21 protein-coding genes and 3 tRNA genes are annotated in these 24,821 nt (G+C 53.1%); 9 read left to right on the top strand and 15 right to left on the bottom strand.

Annotated elements, in window-relative coordinates:
• Positions 1 to 720 precede the first annotated feature (720 nt).
• The 7 genes from pcnB to LC073_RS02365 all read left to right on the top strand — a co-directional run bounded on the left by pcnB (position 721) and on the right by LC073_RS02365 (position 8,264).
• Positions 721 to 2,073 (top strand): polynucleotide adenylyltransferase PcnB, encoded by a 1,353-nt coding sequence (gene pcnB / locus LC073_RS02395; protein WP_413231428.1) that lies wholly within the window; start codon positions 721 to 723, stop codon positions 2,071 to 2,073.
• A complete protein-coding gene (gene folK / locus LC073_RS02390; protein ID WP_226643000.1) occupies positions 2,073 to 2,549 on the top strand; it encodes a 2-amino-4-hydroxy-6-hydroxymethyldihydropteridine diphosphokinase in 477 nt (158 codons plus the stop codon). The genes pcnB and folK overlap by 1 nt, the downstream gene beginning before the upstream one ends.
• 108 nt (positions 2,550 to 2,657) lie before the next feature.
• A complete protein-coding gene (locus LC073_RS02385) occupies positions 2,658 to 3,344 on the top strand; it encodes a deoxynucleoside kinase (protein WP_226642997.1) in 687 nt (228 codons plus the stop codon).
• Positions 3,345 to 3,349: 5 nt separating this feature from the next.
• Positions 3,350 to 4,162 (top strand): 3-methyl-2-oxobutanoate hydroxymethyltransferase, encoded by an 813-nt coding sequence (panB, locus tag LC073_RS02380; protein WP_226642995.1) that lies wholly within the window; start codon positions 3,350 to 3,352, stop codon positions 4,160 to 4,162.
• 91 nt (positions 4,163 to 4,253) lie between these two features.
• The gene (locus LC073_RS02375) at positions 4,254 to 5,057 is read left to right on the top strand and encodes an acyl-CoA thioesterase (protein WP_226642992.1); all 804 of its coding nucleotides are present in this window, start codon (positions 4,254 to 4,256) and stop codon (positions 5,055 to 5,057) included.
• A gap of 439 nt (positions 5,058 to 5,496) precedes the next feature.
• Positions 5,497 to 6,534: an endonuclease/exonuclease/phosphatase family protein gene (locus LC073_RS02370; protein WP_226642989.1), complete on the top strand. Its 1,038-nt coding sequence runs from the start codon at positions 5,497 to 5,499 to the stop codon at positions 6,532 to 6,534.
• A 164-nt stretch (positions 6,535 to 6,698) separates the two neighbouring features.
• Positions 6,699 to 8,264 carry a GMC family oxidoreductase N-terminal domain-containing protein gene (locus LC073_RS02365; protein WP_226642987.1) on the top strand — a complete coding sequence of 522 codons (1,566 nt, stop codon included), beginning with the start codon at positions 6,699 to 6,701 and terminating at the stop codon, positions 8,262 to 8,264.
• 50 nt (positions 8,265 to 8,314) lie between these two features.
• On the opposite strand, the gene LC073_RS02360 is transcribed toward LC073_RS02365, so the two are convergent.
• The 14 genes from LC073_RS02360 to ubiM form a co-directional block, all read right to left on the bottom strand.
• Positions 8,315 to 9,283 carry a zinc transporter ZntB gene (locus LC073_RS02360; protein WP_226642985.1) on the bottom strand — a complete coding sequence of 323 codons (969 nt, stop codon included), beginning with the start codon at positions 9,281 to 9,283 and terminating at the stop codon, positions 8,315 to 8,317.
• Between the two features lie 156 nt (positions 9,284 to 9,439).
• On the bottom strand, positions 9,440 to 9,850 hold the full coding sequence (locus LC073_RS02355) for a GFA family protein (RefSeq protein WP_226642984.1): 411 nt from the start codon (positions 9,848 to 9,850) through the stop codon (positions 9,440 to 9,442).
• Positions 9,843 to 10,493: a hypothetical protein gene (locus tag LC073_RS02350; protein ID WP_226642982.1), complete on the bottom strand. Its 651-nt coding sequence runs from the start codon at positions 10,491 to 10,493 to the stop codon at positions 9,843 to 9,845. The genes LC073_RS02355 and LC073_RS02350 overlap by 8 nt, the downstream gene beginning before the upstream one ends.
• A gap of 140 nt (positions 10,494 to 10,633) precedes the next feature.
• Complete coding sequence (gene pnp, locus LC073_RS02345; protein WP_226642979.1) at positions 10,634 to 12,757, bottom strand: polyribonucleotide nucleotidyltransferase; 2,124 nt, start codon at positions 12,755 to 12,757, stop codon at positions 10,634 to 10,636.
• Positions 12,758 to 13,022: 265 nt separating this feature from the next.
• A complete protein-coding gene (rpsO, locus tag LC073_RS02340) occupies positions 13,023 to 13,292 on the bottom strand; it encodes a 30S ribosomal protein S15 (RefSeq protein ID WP_152454735.1) in 270 nt (89 codons plus the stop codon).
• A 143-nt stretch (positions 13,293 to 13,435) separates the two neighbouring features.
• Positions 13,436 to 14,377: a tRNA pseudouridine(55) synthase TruB gene (truB, locus tag LC073_RS02335; protein ID WP_226642977.1), complete on the bottom strand. Its 942-nt coding sequence runs from the start codon at positions 14,375 to 14,377 to the stop codon at positions 13,436 to 13,438.
• Between the two features lie 3 nt (positions 14,378 to 14,380).
• A complete protein-coding gene (gene rbfA, locus LC073_RS02330; protein ID WP_226642975.1) occupies positions 14,381 to 14,776 on the bottom strand; it encodes a 30S ribosome-binding factor RbfA in 396 nt (131 codons plus the stop codon).
• An 89-nt stretch (positions 14,777 to 14,865) separates the two neighbouring features.
• A complete protein-coding gene (infB, locus tag LC073_RS02325; protein WP_226642973.1) occupies positions 14,866 to 17,724 on the bottom strand; it encodes a translation initiation factor IF-2 in 2,859 nt (952 codons plus the stop codon).
• A gap of 64 nt (positions 17,725 to 17,788) precedes the next feature.
• Positions 17,789 to 19,291 (bottom strand): transcription termination factor NusA, encoded by a 1,503-nt coding sequence (nusA, locus tag LC073_RS02320; protein ID WP_226642971.1) that lies wholly within the window; start codon positions 19,289 to 19,291, stop codon positions 17,789 to 17,791.
• Positions 19,292 to 19,333: 42 nt separating this feature from the next.
• A complete protein-coding gene (gene rimP, locus LC073_RS02315; protein ID WP_226642969.1) occupies positions 19,334 to 19,798 on the bottom strand; it encodes a ribosome maturation factor RimP in 465 nt (154 codons plus the stop codon).
• Positions 19,799 to 20,044: 246 nt separating this feature from the next.
• Positions 20,045 to 20,121: transfer RNA gene (locus LC073_RS02310), tRNA-Met, on the bottom strand.
• 40 nt (positions 20,122 to 20,161) lie between these two features.
• Positions 20,162 to 20,238: transfer RNA gene (locus LC073_RS02305), tRNA-Met, on the bottom strand.
• 40 nt (positions 20,239 to 20,278) lie between these two features.
• Positions 20,279 to 20,355 (bottom strand) — tRNA-Met (locus tag LC073_RS02300).
• A gap of 277 nt (positions 20,356 to 20,632) precedes the next feature.
• The gene (gene ubiM / locus LC073_RS02295) at positions 20,633 to 21,799 is read right to left on the bottom strand and encodes a 5-demethoxyubiquinol-8 5-hydroxylase UbiM (RefSeq protein WP_226642967.1); all 1,167 of its coding nucleotides are present in this window, start codon (positions 21,797 to 21,799) and stop codon (positions 20,633 to 20,635) included.
• A 170-nt stretch (positions 21,800 to 21,969) separates the two neighbouring features.
• Here ubiM and LC073_RS02290 point away from each other — a divergent pair, with 170 nt between their 5' ends.
• Together LC073_RS02290 and LC073_RS02285 are read left to right on the top strand one after the other, a co-directional pair.
• The gene (locus LC073_RS02290) at positions 21,970 to 22,776 is read left to right on the top strand and encodes a PhzF family phenazine biosynthesis protein (protein WP_226642966.1); all 807 of its coding nucleotides are present in this window, start codon (positions 21,970 to 21,972) and stop codon (positions 22,774 to 22,776) included.
• Between the two features lie 92 nt (positions 22,777 to 22,868).
• Positions 22,869 to 23,291 carry a GFA family protein gene (locus LC073_RS02285; RefSeq protein ID WP_226642964.1) on the top strand — a complete coding sequence of 141 codons (423 nt, stop codon included), beginning with the start codon at positions 22,869 to 22,871 and terminating at the stop codon, positions 23,289 to 23,291.
• A 57-nt stretch (positions 23,292 to 23,348) separates the two neighbouring features.
• Here LC073_RS02285 and LC073_RS02280 read toward each other — a convergent pair whose 3' ends face one another.
• Entirely contained in the window at positions 23,349 to 24,509 is a 1,161-nt protein-coding gene (locus tag LC073_RS02280; protein WP_226642962.1) for an NnrS family protein, read from the bottom strand.
• Positions 24,510 to 24,821 lie beyond the last annotated feature (312 nt).

Genomic DNA, 24,821 nt, shown 5'->3' with positions numbered 1-24,821 from the left:
GTAACAGTTGCCGCACCTTACGTAACGCATTGGCGCTCAGAAAAGTTCCATCAATTTTCGTAAAGTTTGTAACCTACTGATTTATAAAGATTTTTTAAAGTTGGCACGCTAAGTGCTTTACTCTTAGTACAAAAATTAAAAACGGCCAACAATAAAAATAAATGACCGTTAAAAGCCCTATAACTACTCAAAATAAGTGGGCGAAACATAATAAAAATAATGGGGCGGCCGATAACAAAAGCAATGAGTGGCCAAAACCGCAAGAACAACAATAAACAATAACAATAAATTCGAAAGAAGAATAAAAATAACAACAAGCGCGTTGCAAACTGACTGATTTATACCTGGGAGAGGGTGTTTGCTTGATAGCAAATTAAGAGCGCAAGGAAGCCGCTGCCTTCATACCTGTAATAATAATTCCCAAACTTTTCCCAAACTTCTCGGCACCCGCAGATTGCGGGCGCATTGCTTTGCGTGTGTTAGAATCGCGCCAGCGAGTCCTACATACTGACAGCAGATGCCATTGCCGCCCTCTGTTTTGGACTTCGCCCCTGGGCCCGCCCAGATTCAGAAGCCCCAGTAGTGCAACAACCATACCCCAGCTCATGTGGGGGAAGGAAAGCGCGGGTGTAAAGCCTGCCGCCACCGAAGATGTGGCCTCAGCACCAACAGGGCATTTTCGGTCACAAACAGATGGCAGCAGTCAAGACAGACAGCCGTATGCTCAATAATTTGATTAGTAGTATCAAACGCTGGCGCAAGCCGGCCAAGAAAGGCCCCAGGATTATCGCCCGCAGCGATCACAATATCTCCCGCCGGGACATCAGCCGCGCGGCCCTAACGGTCATGAAGCGCCTACAGGACGCGGGTTACCAAGCGTACATTGTCGGTGGCGGTGTACGGGATCTAATGCTCGGCGGCCACCCCAAAGACTTCGATGTTGCCACTGACGCTACCCCAGAACAGGCCAAAGTACTGTTTCGTGGCGCACGTATCGTGGGACGACGCTTTCGGATCCTCCACGCGCGTATCGGCCGTGAGGTCATTGAGGTCACCACTTTCCGCGGTCACCACAGCGATGGCGAAGAACATGAAGCCAAGCAGTCTGAACACGGTATGCTACTGCGCGACAATGTCTACGGCGATCTGGAAAGTGACGCCGTGCGCCGGGACTTCACGGTTAATGCGCTCTACTACACCACCGATGGCTTCGCCATTCACGATTACACCGGCGGTGTGGAGGATATAGAAAAGCGTCTTATCCGCATGATTGGCGCTCCGGCCACACGCTATAAAGAAGACCCTGTGCGGATGCTACGCGCGGTGCGCTTTGCCGCCAAACTGGATTTTGCTATTGAAGCCGGTACCGAAGCCCCTTTGCAGGAGCTGGCCCCCCTACTGCGCAATATTGCCCCCGCACGCCTGTTCGACGAGATCCTCAAGCTGCTGATGAGCGGCCAGGGCGAGCGTACTTTCGAATTACTGCACCGCTACCACTTGTGGAAACACCTGTTCCCCGATAACGCCGCCCAGATTGAAAAGAACCCTTCGGCACTGGAACTGACCCGACGCGCACTGCGCAATACCGATCAGCGTATCCAGGCCGACATGCGTGTCACACCCGCCTTTTTATATGCGGCTTTGTTGTGGCCAGCCGTGAATGAGGAGCAGAAAAAACTCATAGAAAGGGGGATCCCACCAGCGCCGGCATTGGCCCAAGCAGCACAAAAAATCACCAGCAATCAGCTGGCCCATACCGCAATTCCCAAGCGTTTCTCTATCCCCATGCGCGAAATCTGGGACCTGCAGCACCGCCTACCACAACGCGGTGGCAGTCGCGCCCAACGCCAAATGGAACACCCTCGCTTCCGCGCCGCTTACGACTTCCTGCTCTTACGCGAAGAGTGTGGTGAGCTTGAGCCCGGCTTGGGCAACTGGTGGACCGAATTCCAGCAGGCCGACGATGAGCAACGCCAACAAATGGTGCGCAAGCTCCAGCGCAATGGCGGCGGTAATCATCGCGGCCGCAATTCCCGCGGCGGACGTCGACGCAGGCCAAAGGCTGCCGAATAATGGAAAGGGTTTTTATCGGGCTCGGCAGTAATCTGGCTGAGCCCCTGAAACAGCTGCGCAGTGCCCTGGCAGCCATCGAAGAAATTCCCCGCAGTCGACTTTTAGGCTGCTCCAGCTTTTATCACAGCGCCCCTATTGGCCCCGGTGAGCAGCCTGATTATGTCAACGCTGTGGCAGAACTGGAGAGCGCGCTGCAGCCCATTGAGCTGCTCAACCAGCTGCAATCGATTGAGCAGGCCCACGGACGCGAGCGCTCAGTGCGCTGGGGAGCACGCACCCTCGACCTGGACATTCTGCTGTTCGGCGAGTTCCGGTTAGACGAAGCTCGCCTGCAGGTGCCGCACCCGCGCATGGCAGAGCGCAACTTCGTGCTGCTGCCCCTGGCCGAGCTGGCCCCCCAGCTGCAACTGCCAACTGGAGAATCATTGCAACAACTGCTGCAAAATTGTCCGCAAAACCGCCTGAAGAAAATCTAACCAGCCCTTAATGCAGCGCTAAAAGTGCTCGACTGGTCGCCCCGCTTGATAGTATTTTGGCGCCTGTAGCCCATCAGGGAAGACGCCCAAACCAGAGGAGTCAAACACGTGGTTATCGACAACAGCGAAACCAATCCGTGTGAATTTGGCCAACCGGAGAGAACCCCGCCGAAATTCATTGCTGTTGAAGGCAATATCGGTGTGGGCAAAACCACGCTGGCCAAGAAACTGGCCACCACTTTCAATTACGACACCCTGTTGGAGCTGCCCGAGGAAAACCCCTTCCTCGAGCGCTTCTATCGCGACCCCAAGAACGCCGCACTTCCAACCCAATTACATTTTTTGCTGCAGCGCTCTCAACAGATCCAGGCCCTGCGCCAGGATGATCTGTTTGAACCTGTGCGGGTGGCGGACTTCCTTATCGAGAAGGATCAACTATTTGCCCAAGTCACCTTGGATGTGGATGAACTCGCACTCTACCAACAGGTGTTCCAGCATCTCACCTTAGAGGCGCCCAAACCCGACTTGGTGATTTATCTGCAGGCGCCATTGGAAGTCCTGCAGACCCGCATTCGCAATCGAGGCATCCCCGCTGAACGCGCTATCAGTACTGAATACCTGGCCACACTCAACGATGCCTACACCCAATTTTTCCATTTCTACGACAGCTCACCGCTGCTGATTGTCAACAGCGAAGACATCGATATTGTCGATAGCCCAAAGGATTACCAGCAACTGGTAGAGTACATGCTCACAGTGACCAAGGGCCGTCATTACTACAACCCGGGAAGTTAACCGCTATGTATGCACCCTCAGAATTAGAAAAGCTCGTTACCGTGCAAACTCTGCGCAAAATGAAAGCGAACGGCGAGAAATTTATTACCGTCGCTCTCTACGATGCGCCCATGGCGGCTATGGCCCAGAAAACCGGTGTAGAAACCGTATTAGTGGGTGACTCCCTGGGTATGACCGTGCTGGGCTACGACAGCACAGTGCCGGTTACTATGGAGCAAATGATCTACCACGTGGAAGCGGTGGCGCGAGGTAATAAAAAATCCCTGATCATGGGCGATATGCCATTCATGACGTACGCCACGCCGGAGCAAGCGATCACAAATGCCACCCGTATCATGCAGGCCGGTGCCCATATGGTGAAGATCGAGGGTGGTGCCTGGCTTGCCGATACAGTCAAAATGCTCACAGATCGCGGTATCCCTGTCTGTGCCCACCTTGGGCTCACTCCCCAGTCCGTTCACAAGCTCGGTGGCTACCGGGTTCAGGGTCGAGATGAAAAACACGCCGAGCAAATGCTGGAGGATGCGATTCTGCTGGATCAGGCCGGTGCCGATCTATTAGTGCTGGAATGTGTGCCCAGCGCCCTGGCCAGGCGCATTACCGAGTCCGTGTCCATGCCGACTATCGGCATCGGCGCTGGGCGCGATACCGATGCCCAGGTTCTGGTCATCAACGATATCCTCGGCCTCACGGAGCAGCCACCGAAGTTTTCCAAGAACTTCCTGGTGGAAGCCGGCGATATCCCCGGCGCCCTGCGCAAGTACGCAGCGGACGTCAAAATCGGCGTATTCCCCGAAGACAGCCACACGTTCAATTAGTCTTCTATTTGGGGCCACTTAACACCAGCTTAAATGGCACCGACATCTCCTCGGCGGACTGCACAAAGTCCGCCTGTCCAGCGGTAACTCTATGACCTTTGATGAACTTCTCCTTGAGTGGCGTAATAAACAGGGCGCAAATACAGTCCCCACAGGCTGGAGCCAGGGTCGAGCCACCTTTGGCGGCCTGGTTGCGGCCATGCTCTACGAAAAAATGGCGACGGAGGTTACTGAGGTAGCAACAAGGGAAAGCAGCCTGCGCTCGCTCACCTTCTCTTTTGTCGGTCCGGTTAGCGCGGAAGCGGTACACATTGATGCGCAGGTATTGCGCGCTGGTCGCTCAGTAACCCAAGCACAGGGCCAGCTGCTGCAGAACGACGCGGTTATGCTCGCGGCGCTTGCCAGTTTCGGCAGCGGCAGGGACTCCTCCGTAAAAGTCGACACCCCTGCCGCCCCCGAATTTCTCTGCCCGGAAAAATGTGTCGCCCTGCCGTATATCGAGGGTGTCGTACCGGAGTTCACGCAAAAATATGACTACCGTATTGCCTGTGGCCAAATGCCTTTCAGTGGTACCTCAGAACGGCAACTGGGCGGTTGGGTACGTTTTAAGGACGGTAGTGCAAAAACTGTAGGTATCAGCCACTTGCTCGCACTGATCGACGCCTGGCCACCGGCGACTTTGCCCATGCTTAAAGCACCAGCACCGGCCAGCTCTCTCACCTGGACCCTGGAATTTATGGAGCCCCTACCTGGGTGCAAGGCGTCGGATTGGTGGCAATACTTAGCAGAAGTGGAGCAAGCGGAAGATGGCTATGCCGTGATTCAGGCGCGCCTTTGGGATCGCAGTGGCAGACTCGCTGCTTTATCCCGGCAGATGGTTACTATTTTTGCTTGAGTAGAATAACTGCAGCTTTCATCTTCAAAGCATCCGCTATAAATCCACAGCACTAATCCTCCCCTATCCCCCCGCAGAGTACATATCCATGTAATACAGAAAATATTGCTCTGCCTTTGCGCCTACTTCAACAGGTCGTCAAAAGTGAAACAGAGAAATAACCTGAGATGCATTCAGCGACTGTTACCGGCTTAAAGACAGGATATGCTCAACTGACTGGCAGAAAAATACTCATCCTTTGATTAAAGACTTACGCTTCCACCCAAACACACAAGCCCGCGCCATTCACTGAAAAAATAAAATAAAAAAAATCTTTCTTACTCCAATTTGTAATCTACGCTATCCATCATCCCACCCTCAAAAATAAAAAGTCCAAACATAAGAGGCTTTCCATTTCTGACCCTGCACCCCCCAGCGATAAAACTATGGAGAATAAAAAATGTTAAAAAGAATCTGTATTTCCCTTGCCCTACTAATCAGCTATCCAGCCAGCGCTGCAGATTTCGAAGATGTTTGGGACGCTATCACCTCGTGTAACTGGTTCGAATTTATCGATGATGTGGATGAAACTGGATCAAAAGATCTGGATGGGTATGAGTATGGTGACACCAGCTTTGAAGATGCCAATTCAGGCAGCTTTGACATGATGGTGTACAACATGGATGGTTTTTTACAATGCATCGGCGGCAATAGTAAGTCAGACTTCAAACAGATTATTCGCACTTTCAATGAAGACCCCAAGGATCTCTGGCTGATGCAGGAGGTTTGGAATAAAACCAAGGCGAATTACCTGGATGATGATGACAAACTCAGCAACGATACTGTGCCCTATCGCTCAAAACACTGGAAGGGAGGCGGTACCTCATTTGGCAACGGGCTACTCACTTTTTCCAAATTTCCTTTTGACCGGGAAAATCGCGATGATGACGATTACTCCTTTGCTACGTATGAAGAGGAAACCTTCAACAAATGCTCAGGTAATGATTGTGATACGGAGAAAGGTTTTACCGTGGCAAAAGTTGAGGTCACTGAAAATTATCATGTACATATCTATAACACCCATATGGATGCGGGCCACCAGGATGCGGATCTGATCGCTAAGGCAAAGCAACTTGATCAGATCGCCGATATGATTGTCTCCCATTCAAGCAATGCCACCGTTATATTAGCGGGAGACTTCAATATGGCATTTGATGAAAATGATGACGACTGGCGCGGCGTTAATTACCAGACCTGGAAAGCCTTTTTCGAAAAAACCGGTGGCAAGCACGCCTGCCAATATATGCTCACTGGTAGCGATACCAGCTTAGAGGCCTGTGCCGATGAGCTGCAGGATGACACAGACCATGTAGTGGTGATTAACAACAATCCCAACTACACATTGGAGGTCACCAATTATTTTATCGGTTCTCCAGCCTATTCTGGATTAAGCGACCACGATCCAGTTTTTGTGGATTTTTCCTGGTTTAGGCGATAAGAAAAGGATTCCGCCTCTTCCACAAGAAATTGGAAGGGGCGGAATCTACCTCCTGACCAATAAAAGAACGCCACCGAACCGAAAATATAACCCAGCTACAATTCTATTGATTGAGAGAGAGTTTAAAACGGGCACGAAACAAGTGCTTGGCGGGAAGAACCTTAGTGAATAGGATTAAGAATCTAGTTATCGGAAGTGGTCCTGCGAGTATCGCAACAGTTAAAGCATTACAAGATATCGGGCAAGCCGTTGAAGTCATCGACGTCGCATACGATCTTGAAGAAGATATCAAACACCAAGTCAATGTCCTATCCGAAAGTAAATCTGATGCATGGACACAGAAAGAGAAAGATAAGCTATTTCCACCACCAATAGCCTCTCATAAAGGTCTGGAAAGGAGGTATCTATTCGGATCTGACTTTCCTTACAGAATACCCAAACAACTCACCATTACAACAGAAAACTGTAAAGCAGAGTTCTCCCATGGCTTTGGCGGACTGGGAAACGTTTGGGGAGCAGCGATTCTGCCCTATAGTGAGCGCCAGCTGCGAAAATGGCCTATATCCTTAAATGAGCTGGCACCATCCTACCAAAATGTACTCCGCTATATGCCAATAAGTGCAGAAATAGATAATCTCCACGTTAAGTACCCACTATTTACTAACAACCCTACTGCTATCAAGAGAAATGCACTGACAGGTTTTTTACTTCAAAAAATGACAGCCATTGAAAATACTCTTAGGCGGAAAGGTATTGAATTTGGCAGGTCTAGGCTAGCGGTAGATGCGAGTACGGGAGAGCATGGATGCAAGTATTGCGGACACTGTTTTGATGGGTGCCCATACAAATCAATTTTCAACCCTAAATATTTATTTGAGGAGCTACAGAGAAGTGGTTTGGCAATACATCAAGGTTTCTTTGTGCAGGAAGTCCATGAAACAAAGGAAGGCGTTGAGGTGATTGCAGTTGATATAAATAACGGCCAAATCAATAGATTTACTGCGCGGAGAGTATTCCTTGCCGCGGGCCAGTTTGCAACTACCACTATACTCGCTAGATCTCTCAACTTATTAAACACGCCTTTAAAAATACAAAACAGTCAACACTTTTTCTTCCCCATATTTCTCTACAAAGGGTGTCACTATGAAGTCGATTTCACATTAACAGAAATTTTTATGGAAATTGAAAACCCAAGTATCAGCCCAGAACAAATACACCTTCAATTTTATGGTCGCAGCCAAATTATTGATGAGCAATTAACATCTCTACTTCCTTCCTTTCTCCCCAAACAAATCGCCTTGGATCACTTATGCATAATCCAGGGCTTCATATCCTCTGAAGATTCTGATGCACTGGAACTCACCTTAGCAAGCAAACATCCAGATAGTTCCAGAGTAGAAATAAGAGGAATTAAAAATACCAGGACCCGAAAAATCGCCCAAGAAACTCAGTCACTGATAAGACGTTCACTGATAAAGCTTGGTGTAGTGCCACCCCATTTCTTAACCGTACAGCCACCTGGCAAAAGCTTCCATCAGGGAGGCAGCTTTCCGATGGGGGGAAGTCACAATATATTCCATTCAGACCTTTTAGGAAGACCAACGCACTTTAAGAAAGTTCATATCGTAGATTCCGCCAATTTCCCAAATATTCCAGGTTCAACCATCACCTATACCATTATGGCAAATGCCGATCGAATCGTAAGATCTATAAAATTTCACAGCCAATAAACTACCCCTCCAATTGATACAAGCTATTCTGTTAGTGTACTTGAAAATATCTACAACCACTTTTTCCAAAAGAAAAATGCAATTTGCCCAGCAAGCGCAATAATCAGTAAAGCGCAAAATGTGAGAAAACCCGCTTGAGACTGGGCCCAGGGCATACCACCAACATTGATGCCAAATAAGCCGGTCAAAAAACTGAGTGGTAAAAATACTGCGGCTACCACCGACAGCATGTACATACGGCTATTCATCTGCTCGGAGTTATAACTCAATAACTCCTCTTGGGTGACTGAAGCGCGCTCGCGCACCACATCAATATCTTCAATATGCCGTTGCAGACGATCGCTAACTTCGCGCAAATGCAACAAATTGGTTTCGTGAAACCAGGGCATTTCCGCAGCCATAACGCCAGACAGAGCTTCCCGTTGCGGGGATAAATAGCGGCGCAAGGTAATGGCCTGCTTGCGCAAATGCGCAAGTTCCGAGCGCAGCTCACCTCCGGCGGAATCCAGAGCGAGGCTCTCCAGTTCATCGATTTTCTCCTCGAGCTGATCTACAGTGTCACTCATACGACGCACCAGCAAATCCGCCAGGGAGACAATAAAGTTTGAGGGGCCGCTGGGGCCACGGCCAGCGCGCAGGCGTCCGAGTAGATCCTCTACCGATAACAGGCGGCGCTTTCGGGTACTGATAATACGATCTGCCTCTATCCACAGGCGAATCGAAACCATATCTTCAGGCTGCGAGGCCGGGTTTAGATTCACACCACGCAGAGCAATCAATAAACTATCGCCTATCGGCGTCGCGCGCGGGCGCGACTCCTCTGACAGAAGAGCCTCCACCACCAAGCGATCCAAACCGCTCTCTGTACGCAACCATTGGGCGGCGGTCTCGTCGGTATAATCCATATGTAACCACAGCACGCCCTGCCCGGGTTGCCAGCCAGACACTTCTGCCCAGCTCAGCTCCCTGCCACCACCACGGTGATCGAGAAGATAGGCGTGAATCAGCCCAGATTGCATTTTCCCACTCCCTCGCCGGCTGCGGATAAAGCACCAAAGGCCCGGCTTTCAAAAAACTGAAAAAAGACTGGCGCAGATACGCGAGTCTATAGATATCCCACCTACTCCTTCTTTGGAGTCTCATCAGCCATTAAATGGCAGATTGGGCAGGGATTGTTACTTTGCGCTGCTTAGGTGTGCCAAGCCTGCAGCATTCTGCTCCCAATTCTGTCCGTCAAACGGCTCAACCTCTAACTCCTGTGGAACGCTGTCGAGGCAACGCACATTAAGGCTGTAACCATCGGGATTGGAGCGTGGTATATAAAATGGCTTAACGCCGCAATGACGACAAAAATAGTGTTTCGCCACACCACTATTAAAAGTGTAAACGCTGAGATCCCCCTCGCCCTGCTCCAGCTGGAAGTTTGCCGCCGGTATAATCAGGTGCACATAGCCAACCTTCTCACACATAGAGCAATTACAGGCGTGTGCCACCAAAGGCTCATCATTATGACGTTGATGTACCGCGCTAAAGCGCACGGCACCGCAATGGCAACCACCCTGCAATTTGGTAATTATTTTATTCATTGGTGAATCGATCCAGGCTGAAAAGTGGGCGTGCCCACAACAGGGAAAAGACAGAAAGTGCGAGCAGTAAGTGGAACCAATTTGTACGGGCCAAGCCCAACAGGTGCGAGGCACCCGTGCCAATAAATAGCCCATTGATCAGCACCAACAAAGCACCCGCGCCAATTAACAAAGCTTGATTTCGCTTGAGACGCCTCGGTGCTAGTAATTCCAGTAACGCCACCAGCAACCATAAAAACAACCCCACTGTGGAGTAGAGGTCGACTACCGCTTGGCTCGACATCCAGGTACTCTGCGCGAGGCCAATGGCTCCCGCCAATAACAACACAATGACCAGGTAGGCCGGTGCACGATTATCCCGCCCCCAAGGTAGCTCCAGCCGCGCCCAGACAAGGCCTATACCAATCAGCAAGAAAGAGACAAAACCGGAAATCTGTGCAAGTGCCCGGTGTAGCTCAGTCACCCTGGGATCTATACCATAGCGGTAGGCACCCACCAGGGCGGCCAGGGCCATGCCGATAAGAGCGGCCACGATTATTAGAGTTGCCGATTGAAAACGCGCGCGGGTGAGATACCAGTACTGGTTGGCAACCAACAGACAGGTTAGCCCGAGGAGCGTATCGAGAAGCCAGTAATTGTGCAAAATTTTCCCTCTTTTCGCAGGAGTTTAACCGAAAAGCCACCGGCGAAAATGCCTTTGTCATTTTTACTACAGCCGGTATGAGCCATAAAAAAACCCGGCACCATGGCCGGGTTTCTTCAGGCTAGATCGGCTCCAGAGGTTTAGGCCTCTTCGGAACCTTGCTTGGCCTCTTCGGAAGCGGCTTGGTCAGCCTTGGCTTCCTTAATGGACAGTTTGATGCGTCCGCGTTGGTCAACGTCGAGCACCTTAACCTTCACCTTCTCACCTTCGCTCAGGTAATCGGTCACAGCATTTACGCGCTCTTCCGCGATCTGGGAGATATGCACCAGGCCGTCTTTGCCCGGCAGGAAGTTTACGAACGCACCGAAGTCCACGATACGCACCACAGTGCCCTCGTAGATAGCGCCGATCTCAGCTTCTGCAGTGATTTCCTCGATACGGGTAACCGCCGCTTCGAGGCTCTCACCGTCTTCACCGAAGACTTTGATCGTGCCGTCATCTTCGATATCGATGGAAGCACCGGTCTCTTCAGTGATGGAGCGGATAGTCGCACCACCCTTACCGATCACATCGCGGATCTTGTCCGGATGGATCTTCAGGGTCGCGTAGCGCGGAGCATTCTCGTTCACAGTGGTGCGCGAGGAATCGATCACCTTGTTCATTTCCGCAAGGATGTGCAGACGCGCGTGCAGGGCCTGCTCCAGAGCGGTTTCCATGATCTCTTCGGTAATACCTTCGATCTTGATGTCCATCTGCAGTGCGGTCACACCAGAAGCGGTACCGGCCACTTTGAAGTCCATATCACCGAGGTGGTCTTCGTCACCGAGGATATCGGTCAGAACCGCGTAGCCTTCGTCTTCCTTCACCAGACCCATAGCGATACCGGCAACCGGTGACTTCAACGGAACACCCGCATCCATCAGCGCCAGGCTGGAACCACATACGGAAGCCATAGAGCTGGAACCGTTGGACTCAGTGATCTCTGAAACCACACGTACGGTGTAGGGGAAGCTATCAGAGCTCGGCAGAACTGCAGCAATACCGCGGCGCGCCAGGCGGCCGTGGCCGATTTCGCGACGGCCGGTAGCACCTACACGACCCGCTTCACCTACAGAGTAAGGAGGGAAGTTGTAATGCAGCATAAAGTAGTCTTTACGCTCGCCTTCCAGCGCGTCAATGATCTGTGCATCGCCGGTGGAACCGAGAGTAGCCACTACCAATGCCTGGGTCTCTCCACGGGTGAACAACGCGGAACCGTGGGATTTAGGCAGAGTGCCAACTTCTACGCTGATCGGGCGTACAGTTTTGTTGTCGCGGCCGTCGATACGGGGCTCACCGCGTACAACAGATCCGCGCACAAGCTTCTTCTCCAGCTTGCCGAAGTAACCCTTAACTTCATCAGCGCTGATTTCTTCAGTGGAGAGCGCTTCGGCAGCTTCGCTGCGCAGTTCCGCCAGACGGGTGCTGCGCTCTTGCTTGTTGGTGATACGGTAGGCTTCGGCAACCTTCTCACCAAACTGACCTTCCAGAGCCGTTTTCAACTCGGTATTTACCGCCGGTGCCTGCCAGTCCCACTGGGGCTTGCCAGCTTCGGCTTTCAACTCTTCACATACCTTGATGATGGCCTGCATCTCTTGGTGTGCGTACAGCACAGCACCAAGCATGATGTCTTCCGGCAGCTCCTGAGCTTCGGACTCAACCATCAACACGGCATCTTTAGTACCGGCTACAACCATGTCCAGCTCGGAGCCTTTCAGAGCTTGATAGCCTGGGTTCAGCAGGTAGCCATCTTGCTGGGTGTAACCCACGCGCGCGGCGCCGATTGGGCCTGCGAAGGGAATACCGGAAACAGACAGCGCTGCAGAAGTACCAATCATGGCAGCGATATCCGGGTCCATGTCCTTCTCGGCAGAAAGTACGGTACACATGACCTGTACTTCGTTCATAAAGCCGTTGGGGAACAGAGGACGGATCGGGCGATCGATCAGACGGGAAGTCAGAGTTTCTTTTTCAGACGGGCGGCCTTCGCGCTTGAAGAAGCCACCGGGAATTTTGCCAGCCGCGTAGGCTTTTTCCTGGTAGTGCACGGACAGCGGGAAGAAACCTTGATCGGGCTTGGCTTCTTTGGCACCGACAACGGTACACAGAACAACAGTCTCACCCATAGTAACCAGGGCAGAGCCCGTCGCCTGGCGCGCGATGCGGCCAGTTTCGATGGTGACCTGGTGTTGTCCGTACTGGAAAGTTTTGCTTACTGGATTCACTAGTTTTTTTTCCTATTTCCTTACGGTTACTGGCCCATTCCAGTAACCCCTACATAATTGCCCGGGCGAGAATTCCAAAAACCTCACCTGAGGCGGCACGGGGATGTGCCGCCACCGACCAGAGGTGGCCGGTGCAAACACTGCACATCCAGGACGGGTTCTCTACCGCTGGCCTGTGTAGTGCGACTTCTGAAAAATGACAGCAAGGCCACTTTTCAGCAAGCATTAAAAAAGAATGCCCGCCAGAGGCGGGCATTCCAGGGTCTTAGCGACGCAGGCCGAGCTTAGCGATCAGCTGTGCGTAACGGTTCAGATCCTTGCGCTTGAGGTAGTCCAGCAGCTTGCGACGCTGGTTTACCATGCGGATCAGACCACGACGGGAGTGGTGATCCTGCTTGTGCGCAGAGAAGTGACCCTGCAGTTTGTTGATGTTGGCGGTCAGCAGGGCTACCTGGACTTCCGGAGAACCGGTATCGCCTTCAGTTTGGCCGTGCTCTTTCAGGATGGCTGCTTTTTCAACTGCAGTCAGTGCCATAACGAATTACCTCGTCGTAATATGCTTTAAAAGATTCGGCTGGCCCGTGCATATTTACAGACCAGCTAATCGTGAATGCGGCTGTGCCGCGCGGGCACTTTCCAGTTCACCTTTATTGGCTTTCACCAGAATAACGGCTTCTCTTAAGTGCCACTTACCAGACGCCGCGGTGCTACGCACCCCTCGTCGGTAATTTCTCCTACGCCCAGAAAATCACCATTTTCCAGGAAGAGGCGCACCATATCACCTTCTGCACCGATACGATAGACCTGTAAATCCATTACCGACTGCCCCTGACGCACATAGTAACCAGAGTCATCCGGCAGGACGAGCTTGGGCAAAGACGACGCCGGAGAGTCCATCGGTAGCAAGTGGTGATCGAGCACTTCTGCCCTATCTTCACCACGCTCTTCGGTCAGTTCATCCAGAGTCACCGAGTCCGCCTCATCGAAGGGGCCGGCAGCACTGCGATGCAGAACTTCCACATAGGCGCCCACACCTAGAGCTTGACCCAAGTCTTCGGCGATACTGCGAATATAGGTGCCCTTGGAGCAGTGCACCTCAACCTCCGCGCGGGGCTGTGGGCCCGGCGTAAAGCTCAGCAGCTCAAATTCAAAGATTTCCACCTCGCGCGCTTCGCGTTCCACTTCCAGGCCCTGACGCGCCAGCTTATAGAGTGGCTGGCCCTTGTGCTTGAGGGCGGAGTACATGGAGGGCACCTGCTTGATATGGCCGCGGAAGGCTTCCATCGCTTTGAGTACCGCTTTTTCAGTCAAACCGGAAGCGTCTTTGGTTTCCAGTACATCACCGTCGGCATCACCACTGGCGGTAGTCATACCGAAGACAAAAGTGCTGCGGTAGCGCTTGTCGGCATCGAGCAGGTACTGGGAAAACTTGGTAGCCTCACCGAAACAGATCGGCAGAACACCGGTCGCCAGCGGGTCCAAGGCACCGGTGTGTCCTGCGCGATTGGCAAAAAAGAGTCGTTTGGCTTTTTGCAGGGCGTCGTTGGCGGTAATGCCGGCGGGCTTGTTCAATAACAGCACGCCGTGAACCGGCCGGCCCCATTTTGGTCTGCGGCCCATAGATCAATCTTCGTCAGAGTCGCTGTCGTCCTGGTGCTTGCGATCCGCGCGCACCGCCTTGTCGATCAGAGCGGAGAGCTCCTGCCCGCGCACCGAAGTCTCGTCGTAGCGGAAATGCAAACGCGGGATGGTGCGTATCTGGATAGCGCGCGCCAACTGGCTGCGCAGAAAACCCGCGGCCTTGTTCAGCACTTCCATCGAGATATTGATCTTATTGCGGTCGTCCTCACCCACAAAGGTGACAAACACTTTTGCCGTGGTCAGATCTCGGCTGACTTCAACATCGTTGATATTGACCATGCCCAGGCGCGGGTCGCGCACTTCCTGCTGAATCAGCTGGGCCAGTTCGCGGCGCATGGCGTCGGCAACGCGGTCGGCGCGGTGGAATTCTCTTGCCATTGTTTACCTATTGAGAATGGCGGTTTAAAGACAGGAAAACCCGCACGGCCAAGCCGCGCGGGTTTCTTCTTCACCCGATCTGGAACGCTTTACAGTTCGCGGGCAACTTTGACGATATCGTAAACTTCAATCTGGTCACCGGGCTTCACATCGTTGTAGTCCTTCACCCCGATACCACACTCCATACCGTTGCGCACTTCTTGCACATCGTCTTTGAAGCGACGCAGGGATTCCAGTTCACCCTGATAGATTACAACGTTGTCGCGCAGTACGCGGATCGGCTTGTTGCGGTGTACGGTACCCTCGGTAACCATACAGCCGGCAATGGCGCCAAACTTCGGCGAGCGGAATACATCGCGTACCTCGGCGATACCCACGATATCTTCGCGAACTTCCGGGTCCAACATGCCGGACAAAGCCTGTTTCACTTCATCGAGCAGGTTGTAGATCACGCTGTAGTAACGAACCTCAACCCCTTCAGTCTCGGCAGTTTTACGGGCCGCAGCATCGGCACGGGTATTAAAGCCCAATACGATTGCACCAGAGGTCAGAGCCAGGTTGATGTCGTTTTCGGCGATACCACCCACACCACTGGATACCACGTTGACGGAAACTTCTTCGTTGCCGATATCCGCCAGCGCACCCAGGATAGCTTCCAAAGAGCCGCGCACGTCGGCCTTGATAACAACCGGCAGCACTTTGCGCTCGCCAGCTTCCATATCCGCAAACATGTTTTCCAGTTTGGCGGCCTGCTGACGCTGCATACGCTCGCGACGCTCACTATCCGCACGCTGCTCGGCAACTTCACGAGCCTTACGCTCATCGGCAACCACCATGAACTCGTCACCGGCATTCGGTGTGGAATCCAGACCCAGCAGCTCTACTGGAGTAGACGGGCCGGCTTCCTTAACCTGCTGGCCGTGTTCGTTGGTCATGGCACGCACGCGACCGTAGCTCTGGCCAGCCAGAACAATATCGCCACGCTTCAATTCGCCATTCTGCACCAACAGGGTCGCAACGACACCGCGGCCTTTTTCCAGGCGGGACTCAATCACAACACCGGTGGCCGGTACATTGATCTTGGCCTTCAGCTCCAGCATTTCCGCTTGCAGGGAAACCGCTTCCAGCAGGTCATCAATGCCCTGCCCAGTGTGCGCAGATACGTTGATGAACTGAGTATCACCACCCCAATCTTCCGGGATCACATCTTTGGCAGCCAGCTCATTCTTCACGCGATCGGGATCAGCGGCTTCTTTGTCGCACTTGTTAACGGCGACAACCAGCGGTACACCGGCGGCGCGAGCGTGATTCACTGCTTCTTCAGTCTGCGGCATCACGCCATCATCGGCAGCCACTACCAGAATAACTACGTCGGTAGCCTGGGCACCGCGGGCACGCATGGCGGTAAAGGCAGCGTGTCCCGGAGTATCCAGGAAAGCGATCTCGCCCTGGCTGGTTTTCACACGGTAGGCACCGATATGCTGGGTAATACCGCCAGCCTCGCCAGAGGCCACTTTGGTCTTGCGAATATAGTCGAGCAGAGAGGTTTTACCGTGGTCAACGTGACCCATAACGGTTACAACCGGTGCGCGGGAAACCTCGGTGCCCTCTTGAGCCTTGGATTGCGCTACCAGGCTATCTTCCAGCTCGGTCTCGGAACGCAGTACCACCTTGTGACCCATTTCCTCGATGATCAACTGGGCAGTCTCACGATCCAGGCTCTGATTGATGGTGGCCATCTCACCCATCTTCATCAGACGCTTGATCAGTTCACCAGACTTCACATTCATCTGCTTGGCCAGCTCTGCAACGGTGATGGTTTCCCCCAACTGTACTTCGTACACCTGTTTCTCCGTAGGCCGTTTAAATACGTGCGTCGGCTTCACCTTCACATTCGGACGAGACAGGGAGCGCGTGCTGCGCTTACTGGCTTCATCTTCTTCAAAAACTTCTAACGCCTGCTCATATAGAGCTGTTTTGCTGGATTTCTTCGGGCCGGATTTGGAGCGGCGCCCGCGACGTTTGCGCGGCTCATCGTCATTGCGATCATCACTCGAGGTTGTTTCCAGCTTGCGACGCAGAGAAGGTTTAACCTCTTCGGTTTTCTCTGCAGTCTTAGCGGGCTTGGCAGGCTTCGCCTTGGCTGTCTGAGCAGCCTGGGCAGCTTTCTCTTTTTTCTCCTGAGCGGCGCGTCGGTCGGCTTCTAGCTTGGCCTTCTTCTCTTCTAGCTCACGCTCTTCCAGTTCTGCCTGCTGCTTGCGACGTTCCATCGCGGCGATACGCATCGCTTCAATATCATCTACATACGTTGAGCGGATGGGTGCGGCGGGTTTCGCCTTTTTCGCTACATTTTCTACGGGTTTACCCTCTGCCTTTTTATCGGCTTTCTCTACTTTAGCGGCTTCTGCTGCGGCAGCTTCCGCACGAGCCTTTTCTTCCGCTTCGGCAGCGGCTTTCGCCTCTGCTTCAGCCTTTAATAGCGCTTTCTCTTCTTCAGCGGCACGACGGGCAGCCTCTGCTTCAGCTGCGGCCTTGGCCTCAGCTGCCGCTTTGACTTCAGCTTCTGCTATGGCGGCAGCGTCCACACCTGTGCGCACTTCTTCCGCTTCGGCAGCGCTTTCGGTACCTGCTCCTGCTTCAAGCTCAGCCTGGGGACGCTTCACATAAGTGCGTTTTTTGCGCACTTCCACGTTTACAGTTTTGCGGCCGGTGCCAGAGCCGGTTTTCAGCGTGGTTGTGGTCTTGCGCTTCAAGGTGATCTTGCGCGGGCTCGCGCCCTGCTCCCCGTGACTGCTTTTCAGGAAACTGAGCAGGACCTGCTTTTCCTCATCTGACACCACCGCGGTCGCAGAGGTGTGAGGCAAACCCGCTTCTTTCATCTGCTTGAGCAGACGGTCTTCGGTGGCACCAACCGATTTGGCGAGTTCGCTAACTGTTACTTCGGCCATTCTCTCTCCTAAAAGTCACTTGGTCGGAGGGGGTTACTTATACGTAATACTTGTTGCTGTGTGTTTAAGCCTGTTCGCCGCTATCATCGGCAAACCAAGGCTCACGCGCCTTCATAATCAGCGCTGCGGCGCGTTCCTGATCGAGACCCTCGATATCGAGCAGGTCATCCACCGCTTGTTCCGCCAGGTCCTCCATAGTGGCAATACCGCGGCTGGCCAATTGGAAGGCCAGGTGGCGCTCCATACCATCCATATTCAGCAGGTCTTCCTGGGGCTCTGAGGCATCTAGTTCCTCTTCAGACGCCAACGCCTGGGTGAGCAGGGAGTCCTTAGCACGGGCGCGCAGCTCTTCAGCGATATCCTCGTCGAAACCCTCTATCGAAAGCATTTCTTCGATGGGCACGTAAGCCACTTCCTCCAAGGAGGTAAAGCCCTCGTCCACCAGAACGCCGGCCACATCCTCGTCGATATCCAGGCGATCGATAAACACCTGCATAATGGAGCTGGATTCGGCTTCCTGTTTGTTCTGCCATTCATCAGAGCTCATGACATTGATCTGCCATTGGGTCAGCTCTGACGCGAGGCGAACATTCTGGCCACTGCGGCCAATGGCCATAGCGAGATTCTCCTCGGCTACCGCCACATCCATTGAGTCGGCGTCTTCATCCACAACAATGGACTCGATTTCCGCCGGTGCCATAGCATTAATCACAAACTGGGCCGGGTTTTCATCCCACAGCACGATATCCACACGCTCGCCGGACAGTTCGTTCGACACTGCCTGCACACGCGCACCGCGCATACCCACACAAGCTCCGACAGGGTCTATACGACCGTCGTTGGTGTTTACAGCGATCTTGGCGCGCAAGCCCGGATCTCGGGCAGCGCCCTTGATTTCGATAACCTGCTCAGAGATTTCCGGCACCTCAATGCGGAACAACTCGATAATCATTTCCGGGCAGGAACGGCTCAACATCAACTGAGGACCGCGGGCTTCCGGCTGAATTTCCAGCAGGATGGCACGTACGCGGTCACCAAGACGGAAAATCTCCCGGCCTACCAATTGATCGCGGGGCAGGCGTGCCTCAGCGTTGTTGCCCAGATCCACGGCGATGAAGTCGCGGGTAACCTTTTTAACCGTGCCGCTCACCATCTCGCCAACGCGGTCGCGATACTCATCTACAACCTTGGCACGCTCGGCTTCACGCACTTTTTGTACGATTACCTGCTTAGCGGTCTGTGCAGCGATACGGCCGAATTCTACATTCTCCACCTGCTCGCGGTAGATATCACCGGCTTTCAGCTCACTATCTTTCTCGTGGGCTTCTTCCAGGGTGAACTGGGTACCCAGCTCCGCCAGGGTATCATCATCCACCACTTCCCAGCTGCGGAAAGTCTCGTAGTCGCCACTGCGTCGATCGATGATAACCTCAATGGTTGAATCTTCGTCGTAGCGTTTCTTCGTGGCCGTTGCCAATGCCGCTTCGATGGCCTGGAAAATAATCTCCTGGTCAACGCCCTTCTCGTTGGATACCGCCTCGGCTACCAGCAAGATCTCTTTGTTCATGCAACTGTGCCTCAAAATCGCCTGAGTTCAGGCGCCTACAGGTTACTTGGTAAATTGGGGAATAATATTTGCTTTCTCGATGCTGTCGATCGGCAGCAGGTATTCATTTTCGCTATCCACGCGCAGAACGACCTCATCCCCTTCCACGCCGGCCAGTAAGCCACGCCATTTGCGCTGACCATCGAGCGGCATACGCAGGCGCACTTCTATTTGGGCGCCGACAAAACGCTCGTATTGTTCCAGCTTATACAGGGGGCGATCGAGACCTGGTGAGGAGACCTCTAGGGTATATCTGCCGCTGATAGGGTCTTCTACATCCAGTACGGCGCTGGCTTGGCGACTGACTTTTTCGCAGTCCTCCACGCCGATGCCATTCTCAGAATCGATATAGATGCGCAGCAGCGCGTTGCGTCCGTGGGTCTGATAATCGATGCCCCACAGTTCACACCCCAGCGATGCCACCACCGGCGCCAGAAGTTCTTCCAGCAATTCGCGTTTGCTCGCCATTTACGTCACCACATACAAAAAATGGGCCTGCGGCCCACTTCGAAAAATATCTGCAACTTTTTTTGCAGATACGAAAAAGCCCCTGACGGGGCTTTGACCGCACACTCATGCAGTCAGTATGCATGAGTGCAAATTTGGTAGCGAAAGTAGATAGTAATCTGAGACTTTCGCTCGGCAATGCCGTCCAGAGATGAAAAGGGAGCCCAAATATCGGACATCGACCTAAACACCACTGGCACCTGAATTTGGTAGCGGGGGCAGGATTTGAACCTACGACCTTCGGGTTATGAGCCCGACGAGCTACCAGGCTGCTCCACCCCGCAACAACACATGCACATCAAAGCTTTTATATAAAAGCAAAATTGGTAGCGGGGGCAGGATTTGAACCTACGACCTTCGGGTTATGAGCCCGACGAGCTACCAGGCTGCTCCACCCCGCAACAACGAATGCGCATCAAAGTTTTTGCATAAAAGCAAAATTGGTAGCGGGGGCAGGATTTGAACCTACGACCTTCGGGTTATGAGCCCGACGAGCTACCAGGCTGCTCCACCCCGCAACAACTCCAGAAAACAAAGCCTGGTTGATCTTTGTTTCCCTGCGGTGGGACCAGCCCAACCACTCAAGAGGCTGCGCATTCTATGGTTAGCGTCCCCATGAGTCAACCCACAATTGGCATTTGTTTTCCCTTACAGTGGGAAACAGCCCTGAATACATCTCGCTGATCAGTATAGGAAAGGAAGAAAATCCCGCAAATATGACTCGCCGCATGTGTAGTTTTTTAACTCGACCCACCTATTTCTATTGAGTCATATTTCCCTGCCCCAGGCCGCAGCTTAACGGGAAAGCTGATGCACTATGGCGCGACGCACCGGCGGAAAGTGCTCACCGATGCGCAAAATAACCTTGCGCATCAATTTCGCCGGCAGTTCATCATCAGTAAAAAGGTCCACTACCCGATTGGTGCCTGTATATATTGGGTGCGACTCCAGGCGGCGCTGAACCTGATAGCGAGATAGGGCGAGGGAGAGCCCCGCAGACCGATATAAGCGCGATACATTATGCAGCTGGCTGGCCAGGCTATTCGCGCCGGCCAGCCCCAGGTTGAACCCGTGAGCTGTGACCGGATGCATCCCCACCGCCGCATCCCCCACCAGGGCAAAGCGTTCCGCAAAAAATCGATGGGCATAGACAGCCACCAGCGGGTAGCAGTAGCGCCGGCCGAATGCCTCAACAGCCCCCAACGCCCCGGTACTCTCCGTCTGCACGTGGGCCGCAAATGCCTCATCGTCGTAGCCCATTATTTCCTCGGCGCAACTTGCGGATATCGTTACCACCGCCGAACAAGTATAAGGATCCGGCATAGGCAGCAAAGCCAGGGTGGAGCCGTAGCGGAAGCACTCACGCGCTATGCCACCGTGTTCCCGCTCCGTACGCACCGGACCCAGCACCGCGACCCTACCAAAATCACGCATATCTGCACCGATCCCCGCCATGCGGCGCACCTCGGAAAAACGACTGTCCGCCGCCACCAATAGTGCTGCGGCAATATCCTGCCCACTTTCCAGCTGCACCAGTCGTCGGGTTGCCTCGCAGCGTGTACCAATGACTGCGCTATTAGTCTGCAGCTGAATATTGCCGTTCTCACATACCGCCTCATAGAGCACCCGCCGGATTGCGTTATTGGGCACAATAAACCCCAACGGGCCCCGACCTCGAGTATTGAAATCCAGGTAAGAGGGAGAATTGCCATCCACCACAAGCGCAGAATTCAGCGGGCTCTGCTCGCCGGACTTGAGCCTCTGCCAGGCTCCTAAGGACTGCAACAGTCTTACGGACTTATAGGTGAGTGCGATTTCCCTTCCATCGTCAAGTGGATTCGACAACTTTTCTTCACCCTGACGCTCCAGCAAGATTACCCTGCAATCCCGAATAGCCAGCATAAGCGCCAGAGCCATACCGGCGGGGCCCGCCCCCACAATCGCGACATCTGTGTGCAGCATCCCAGTCCCTCTAAAACCAACCCACACCATTTACAACATGCGATGAAAAACTATCGTTATCCACCGCTTGGCATGCACTGTATGCTGGAACAGTCGTAGCTCGACTGATACAAATCAGGAAAGTACGAGGCCGAAATAAAAAGAGAATAAGCACAGACAAAGGATCGTATATGCAAGTCGAAATCAATATCGTCGATGCCTTCACTGACGTCCAGTTTGGTGGCAACTCCGCAGCAGTAATCATTATTGAAGAGTGGCTCAGCAAACCCTTGATGCAATCCATCGCCGCGCAAAACAATCTCTCGGAAACCGCATTTTTACGCAGGTGCAGCGACAGCGAATATCAAGTCCGCTGGTTTTCTCCATTAACGGAAATCGATTTTTGTGGCCATGCCACCCTGGCCTCCGCTTTTGTCGTGTTTCGCAGACACCCACACTTGAAAGGGCTGGATTTCTTCGCCGAGGCAGTAGGTGACATGCACATCAGCCGCAACGGGGACGGCCTGATCGCCATGGACTTTCCCTCCCGCCCCCCACAACCACTGACAAGCATTCCCAGTGACCTGCTCGAAGGGCTGTCCATCACGCCCACAGAGGTTCTGCGCAACAATCAAGCTTACTTTGCCGTTTACACCGCAGAAGAAGATATTTTGCGGTTACAGCAGGATGCTACCAAGCTGGCCAGGCTCGCCCCCTATGATGTAGTGGTTACCGCACAATCAAAGAAGTACGACTTTATTTCCAGATATTTCTGGCCCGCCAATGGTGGCGCCGAGGACCCGGTAACCGGATCTATCCACACAGGTTTGGCGCCCTATTGGGGAGAAAAACTGAGCAAGTCCAATTTGATCGCCTACCAAGCTTCCAAGCGTGGCGGCCTACTACATTGCCAGCTTGAGGGAGAACGGGTGATCATCTCCGGCAACGCGGTACCATATCTTAACGGCGTTATCGATATAGCCGAGAACAGTCAATAGTTTTTATAACTCCACTTGCCTGTGCCCCCAGCGCAACCAGAGGTAGCAATCGCGGATAACGCAAATAACCCTGAATAAAAAAGGGATTAAAAATGAATCACAAAGGTTCATGTCTCTGTGGCGAAGTGCACTTTGAGGTAGAGGGGGAGTTTGAAAGCTTCTTTCTTTGCCATTGCGACCACTGCCGCAAAGACACCGGCTCCGCTCACGCCGCAAACCTGTTTTCTTCCTCAGCAAAACTGCAGTGGTTACGCGGGAAAGAGTACATCAGAGTGTTTAGGCTCCCCTCGACACGGCACATAAAAAGCTTTTGTGGACAGTGTGGCTCCACACTGCCCTACGCCGATAAGGAAACAGGGCTAGTGACGGTGCCCGCAGGCAGCCTCAATAGCTCTATCACCATCAAGCCTACCGCTCATATCTTTATGGCCAGCAAAGCGGATTGGGACAAGGACCTGGACAAAGCACCAAAATTCGGCAGCTTTACCAAGGAGGATAACGTCGATATTTCCTGAAAGAGACACGGTGCCGCTCACCAATAAGCAAAGCGGCACCATAAGTTTCTTTTAGATTTAGCCGGGATGTCCATCCACTCTGGGCTGAAATAATACCGGGGTGTAGTAAATCAGAAACAGGGAGTAGCCAAGCACCCAGGCAATAATCGCGGCGAGAAAACCGCTGGGGGCCGGAGCCCAAAAAATACGGGCCAAAGCGGACAGGGCCAGCGCGGCAAACGCCAGCGGCATCAAACGCGGCGCCTGTAGAATACGACCTGTATGCCCCAAACTCACGCGGCTGGTCATGGCCAAAATCAAGCCACCAATGCCACCCACTGCAAAAGCATGTAGCGCGGGACTTTGCCAAGCCGGAGCGATTCCACTCCAGGACAGAGCGGCGAGAAAACACCCCAAAATCACCAGCCAATAACTCAGGTGCAGGGACCAGACCATAGGCTCAGCCCAAATTTTACTCGGGTGCCAACGCAACACTCTTATTAGCTGCAAGACACCTAGAGACAAAGCAAGCAGTGCCCAAACTATTCTGGGAAAATCCAGGGCAACACTGAATAGCAGTAGTACTACCGCGATATGTGTACCCCATTCAACCAGAGGTAATTTTTCCCGGGGGCTCAAGTGGAAACGTCGCGCCGTAAAGAAAGGAATCACCCTGCCACCAATCACCAGAATAATCGCCGTCACCAAAAGCAGAGCCATCAGCGCTACTCGGCTCTGTGCACCGGGCAATAGCCAATGACAGGCCGACAGCCCGGCAAAAGTGAGCATAGCCGGTAGCACAAACAAATTGCGCCACTGCTTTGTACGCAGTACACGTGCTCCCAACAGAAATGCGGCCAACAGAAAGAAAGATACCTCGGCTACTACCGGCATCCACAGGGGCACTGCCGCAACCAAGTACCCCAGACGCGCTAGCAGCCACAAGCCCACCAGGCTCATTAACTGGGGCCCTTTGGGCGAGGGGATTCCGGTCCAGGTTTGCATTGCAGTGCCTAGAAAGCCCACCACCACCGCTGCCGCAAAGCCGAATAGCATTTCATGAGAATGCCAGACGATCCCCACTCGCAGTGCGGGCAATTGCCAGCCGGACAGAGAGGCCTGCCAGATTAACAAAGCAACCATGCTCCACAGGGCACCACCCCAGAAGAAAGGCCGAAAAGGCATGCGCCAAAATGGAGCGATGGATTCCGCACTCGCGCGGTCGACAATGGGTATCACAATCTGATCTCCTTATAAAAAGGGAGGTTAATTCTCCCGGGACAATCGCCAGCCTTTATAATGATTCTCTCCGCAGTTGTTACTCACTGCACAATGTCGATATCACTTTCTCAACATCAGCAATAAAACGAGCGAAGAGTCACAGAAACAGCACCAATAAGTCCCGTTTCTACTCAATACACGGCGTAAAGCCAACCCGATGATTCACCACAACGCGAATTAACGCCTGAGAGTCCATTCCAAGGATTGAGCAGGTCGCTTATTTTCCCCTAATCCATCCCATTAGTTAATAGGAAAAGCTCATAGTTTTTT

Origin of the sequence: Microbulbifer variabilis, assembly GCF_020524905.1 — a bacterium.
Taxonomy (GTDB): domain Bacteria; phylum Pseudomonadota; class Gammaproteobacteria; order Pseudomonadales; family Cellvibrionaceae; genus Microbulbifer; species Microbulbifer variabilis_A.
Note: the sequence above shows the minus strand (reverse complement) of the source record. Positions and strands in the feature narration are given on the sequence as shown.

Bases quoted from the DNA above. Each gene is read 5' to 3' on its own strand.
- LC073_RS02370 (WP_226642989.1), top strand. From the start codon at position 5,497: ATGTTAAAAAGAATCTGTATTTCCCTTGCCCTACTAATCAGCTATCCA.
- rimP (WP_226642969.1), bottom strand. From the start codon at position 19,798: ATGGCGAGCAAACGCGAATTGCTGGAAGAACTTCTGGCGCCGGTGGTG.
- LC073_RS02355 (WP_226642984.1), bottom strand. From the start codon at position 9,850: ATGAATAAAATAATTACCAAATTGCAGGGTGGTTGCCATTGCGGTGCC.
- LC073_RS02375 (WP_226642992.1), top strand. From the start codon at position 4,254: ATGACCTTTGATGAACTTCTCCTTGAGTGGCGTAATAAACAGGGCGCA.
- rbfA (WP_226642975.1), bottom strand. From the start codon at position 14,776: ATGGCAAGAGAATTCCACCGCGCCGACCGCGTTGCCGACGCCATGCGC.
- LC073_RS02360 (WP_226642985.1), bottom strand. From the start codon at position 9,283: ATGCAATCTGGGCTGATTCACGCCTATCTTCTCGATCACCGTGGTGGT.
- infB (WP_226642973.1), bottom strand. From the start codon at position 17,724: ATGGCCGAAGTAACAGTTAGCGAACTCGCCAAATCGGTTGGTGCCACC.
- rpsO (WP_152454735.1), bottom strand. From the start codon at position 13,292: ATGGCACTGACTGCAGTTGAAAAAGCAGCCATCCTGAAAGAGCACGGC.
- panB (WP_226642995.1), top strand. From the start codon at position 3,350: ATGTATGCACCCTCAGAATTAGAAAAGCTCGTTACCGTGCAAACTCTG.
- nusA (WP_226642971.1), bottom strand. From the start codon at position 19,291: ATGAACAAAGAGATCTTGCTGGTAGCCGAGGCGGTATCCAACGAGAAG.
- ubiM (WP_226642967.1), bottom strand. From the start codon at position 21,799: ATGCTGCACACAGATGTCGCGATTGTGGGGGCGGGCCCCGCCGGTATG.
- LC073_RS02285 (WP_226642964.1), top strand. From the start codon at position 22,869: ATGAATCACAAAGGTTCATGTCTCTGTGGCGAAGTGCACTTTGAGGTA.
- folK (WP_226643000.1), top strand. From the start codon at position 2,073: ATGGAAAGGGTTTTTATCGGGCTCGGCAGTAATCTGGCTGAGCCCCTG.
- LC073_RS02290 (WP_226642966.1), top strand. From the start codon at position 21,970: ATGCAAGTCGAAATCAATATCGTCGATGCCTTCACTGACGTCCAGTTT.
- pcnB (WP_413231428.1), top strand. From the start codon at position 721: ATGCTCAATAATTTGATTAGTAGTATCAAACGCTGGCGCAAGCCGGCC.
- truB (WP_226642977.1), bottom strand. From the start codon at position 14,377: ATGGGCCGCAGACCAAAATGGGGCCGGCCGGTTCACGGCGTGCTGTTA.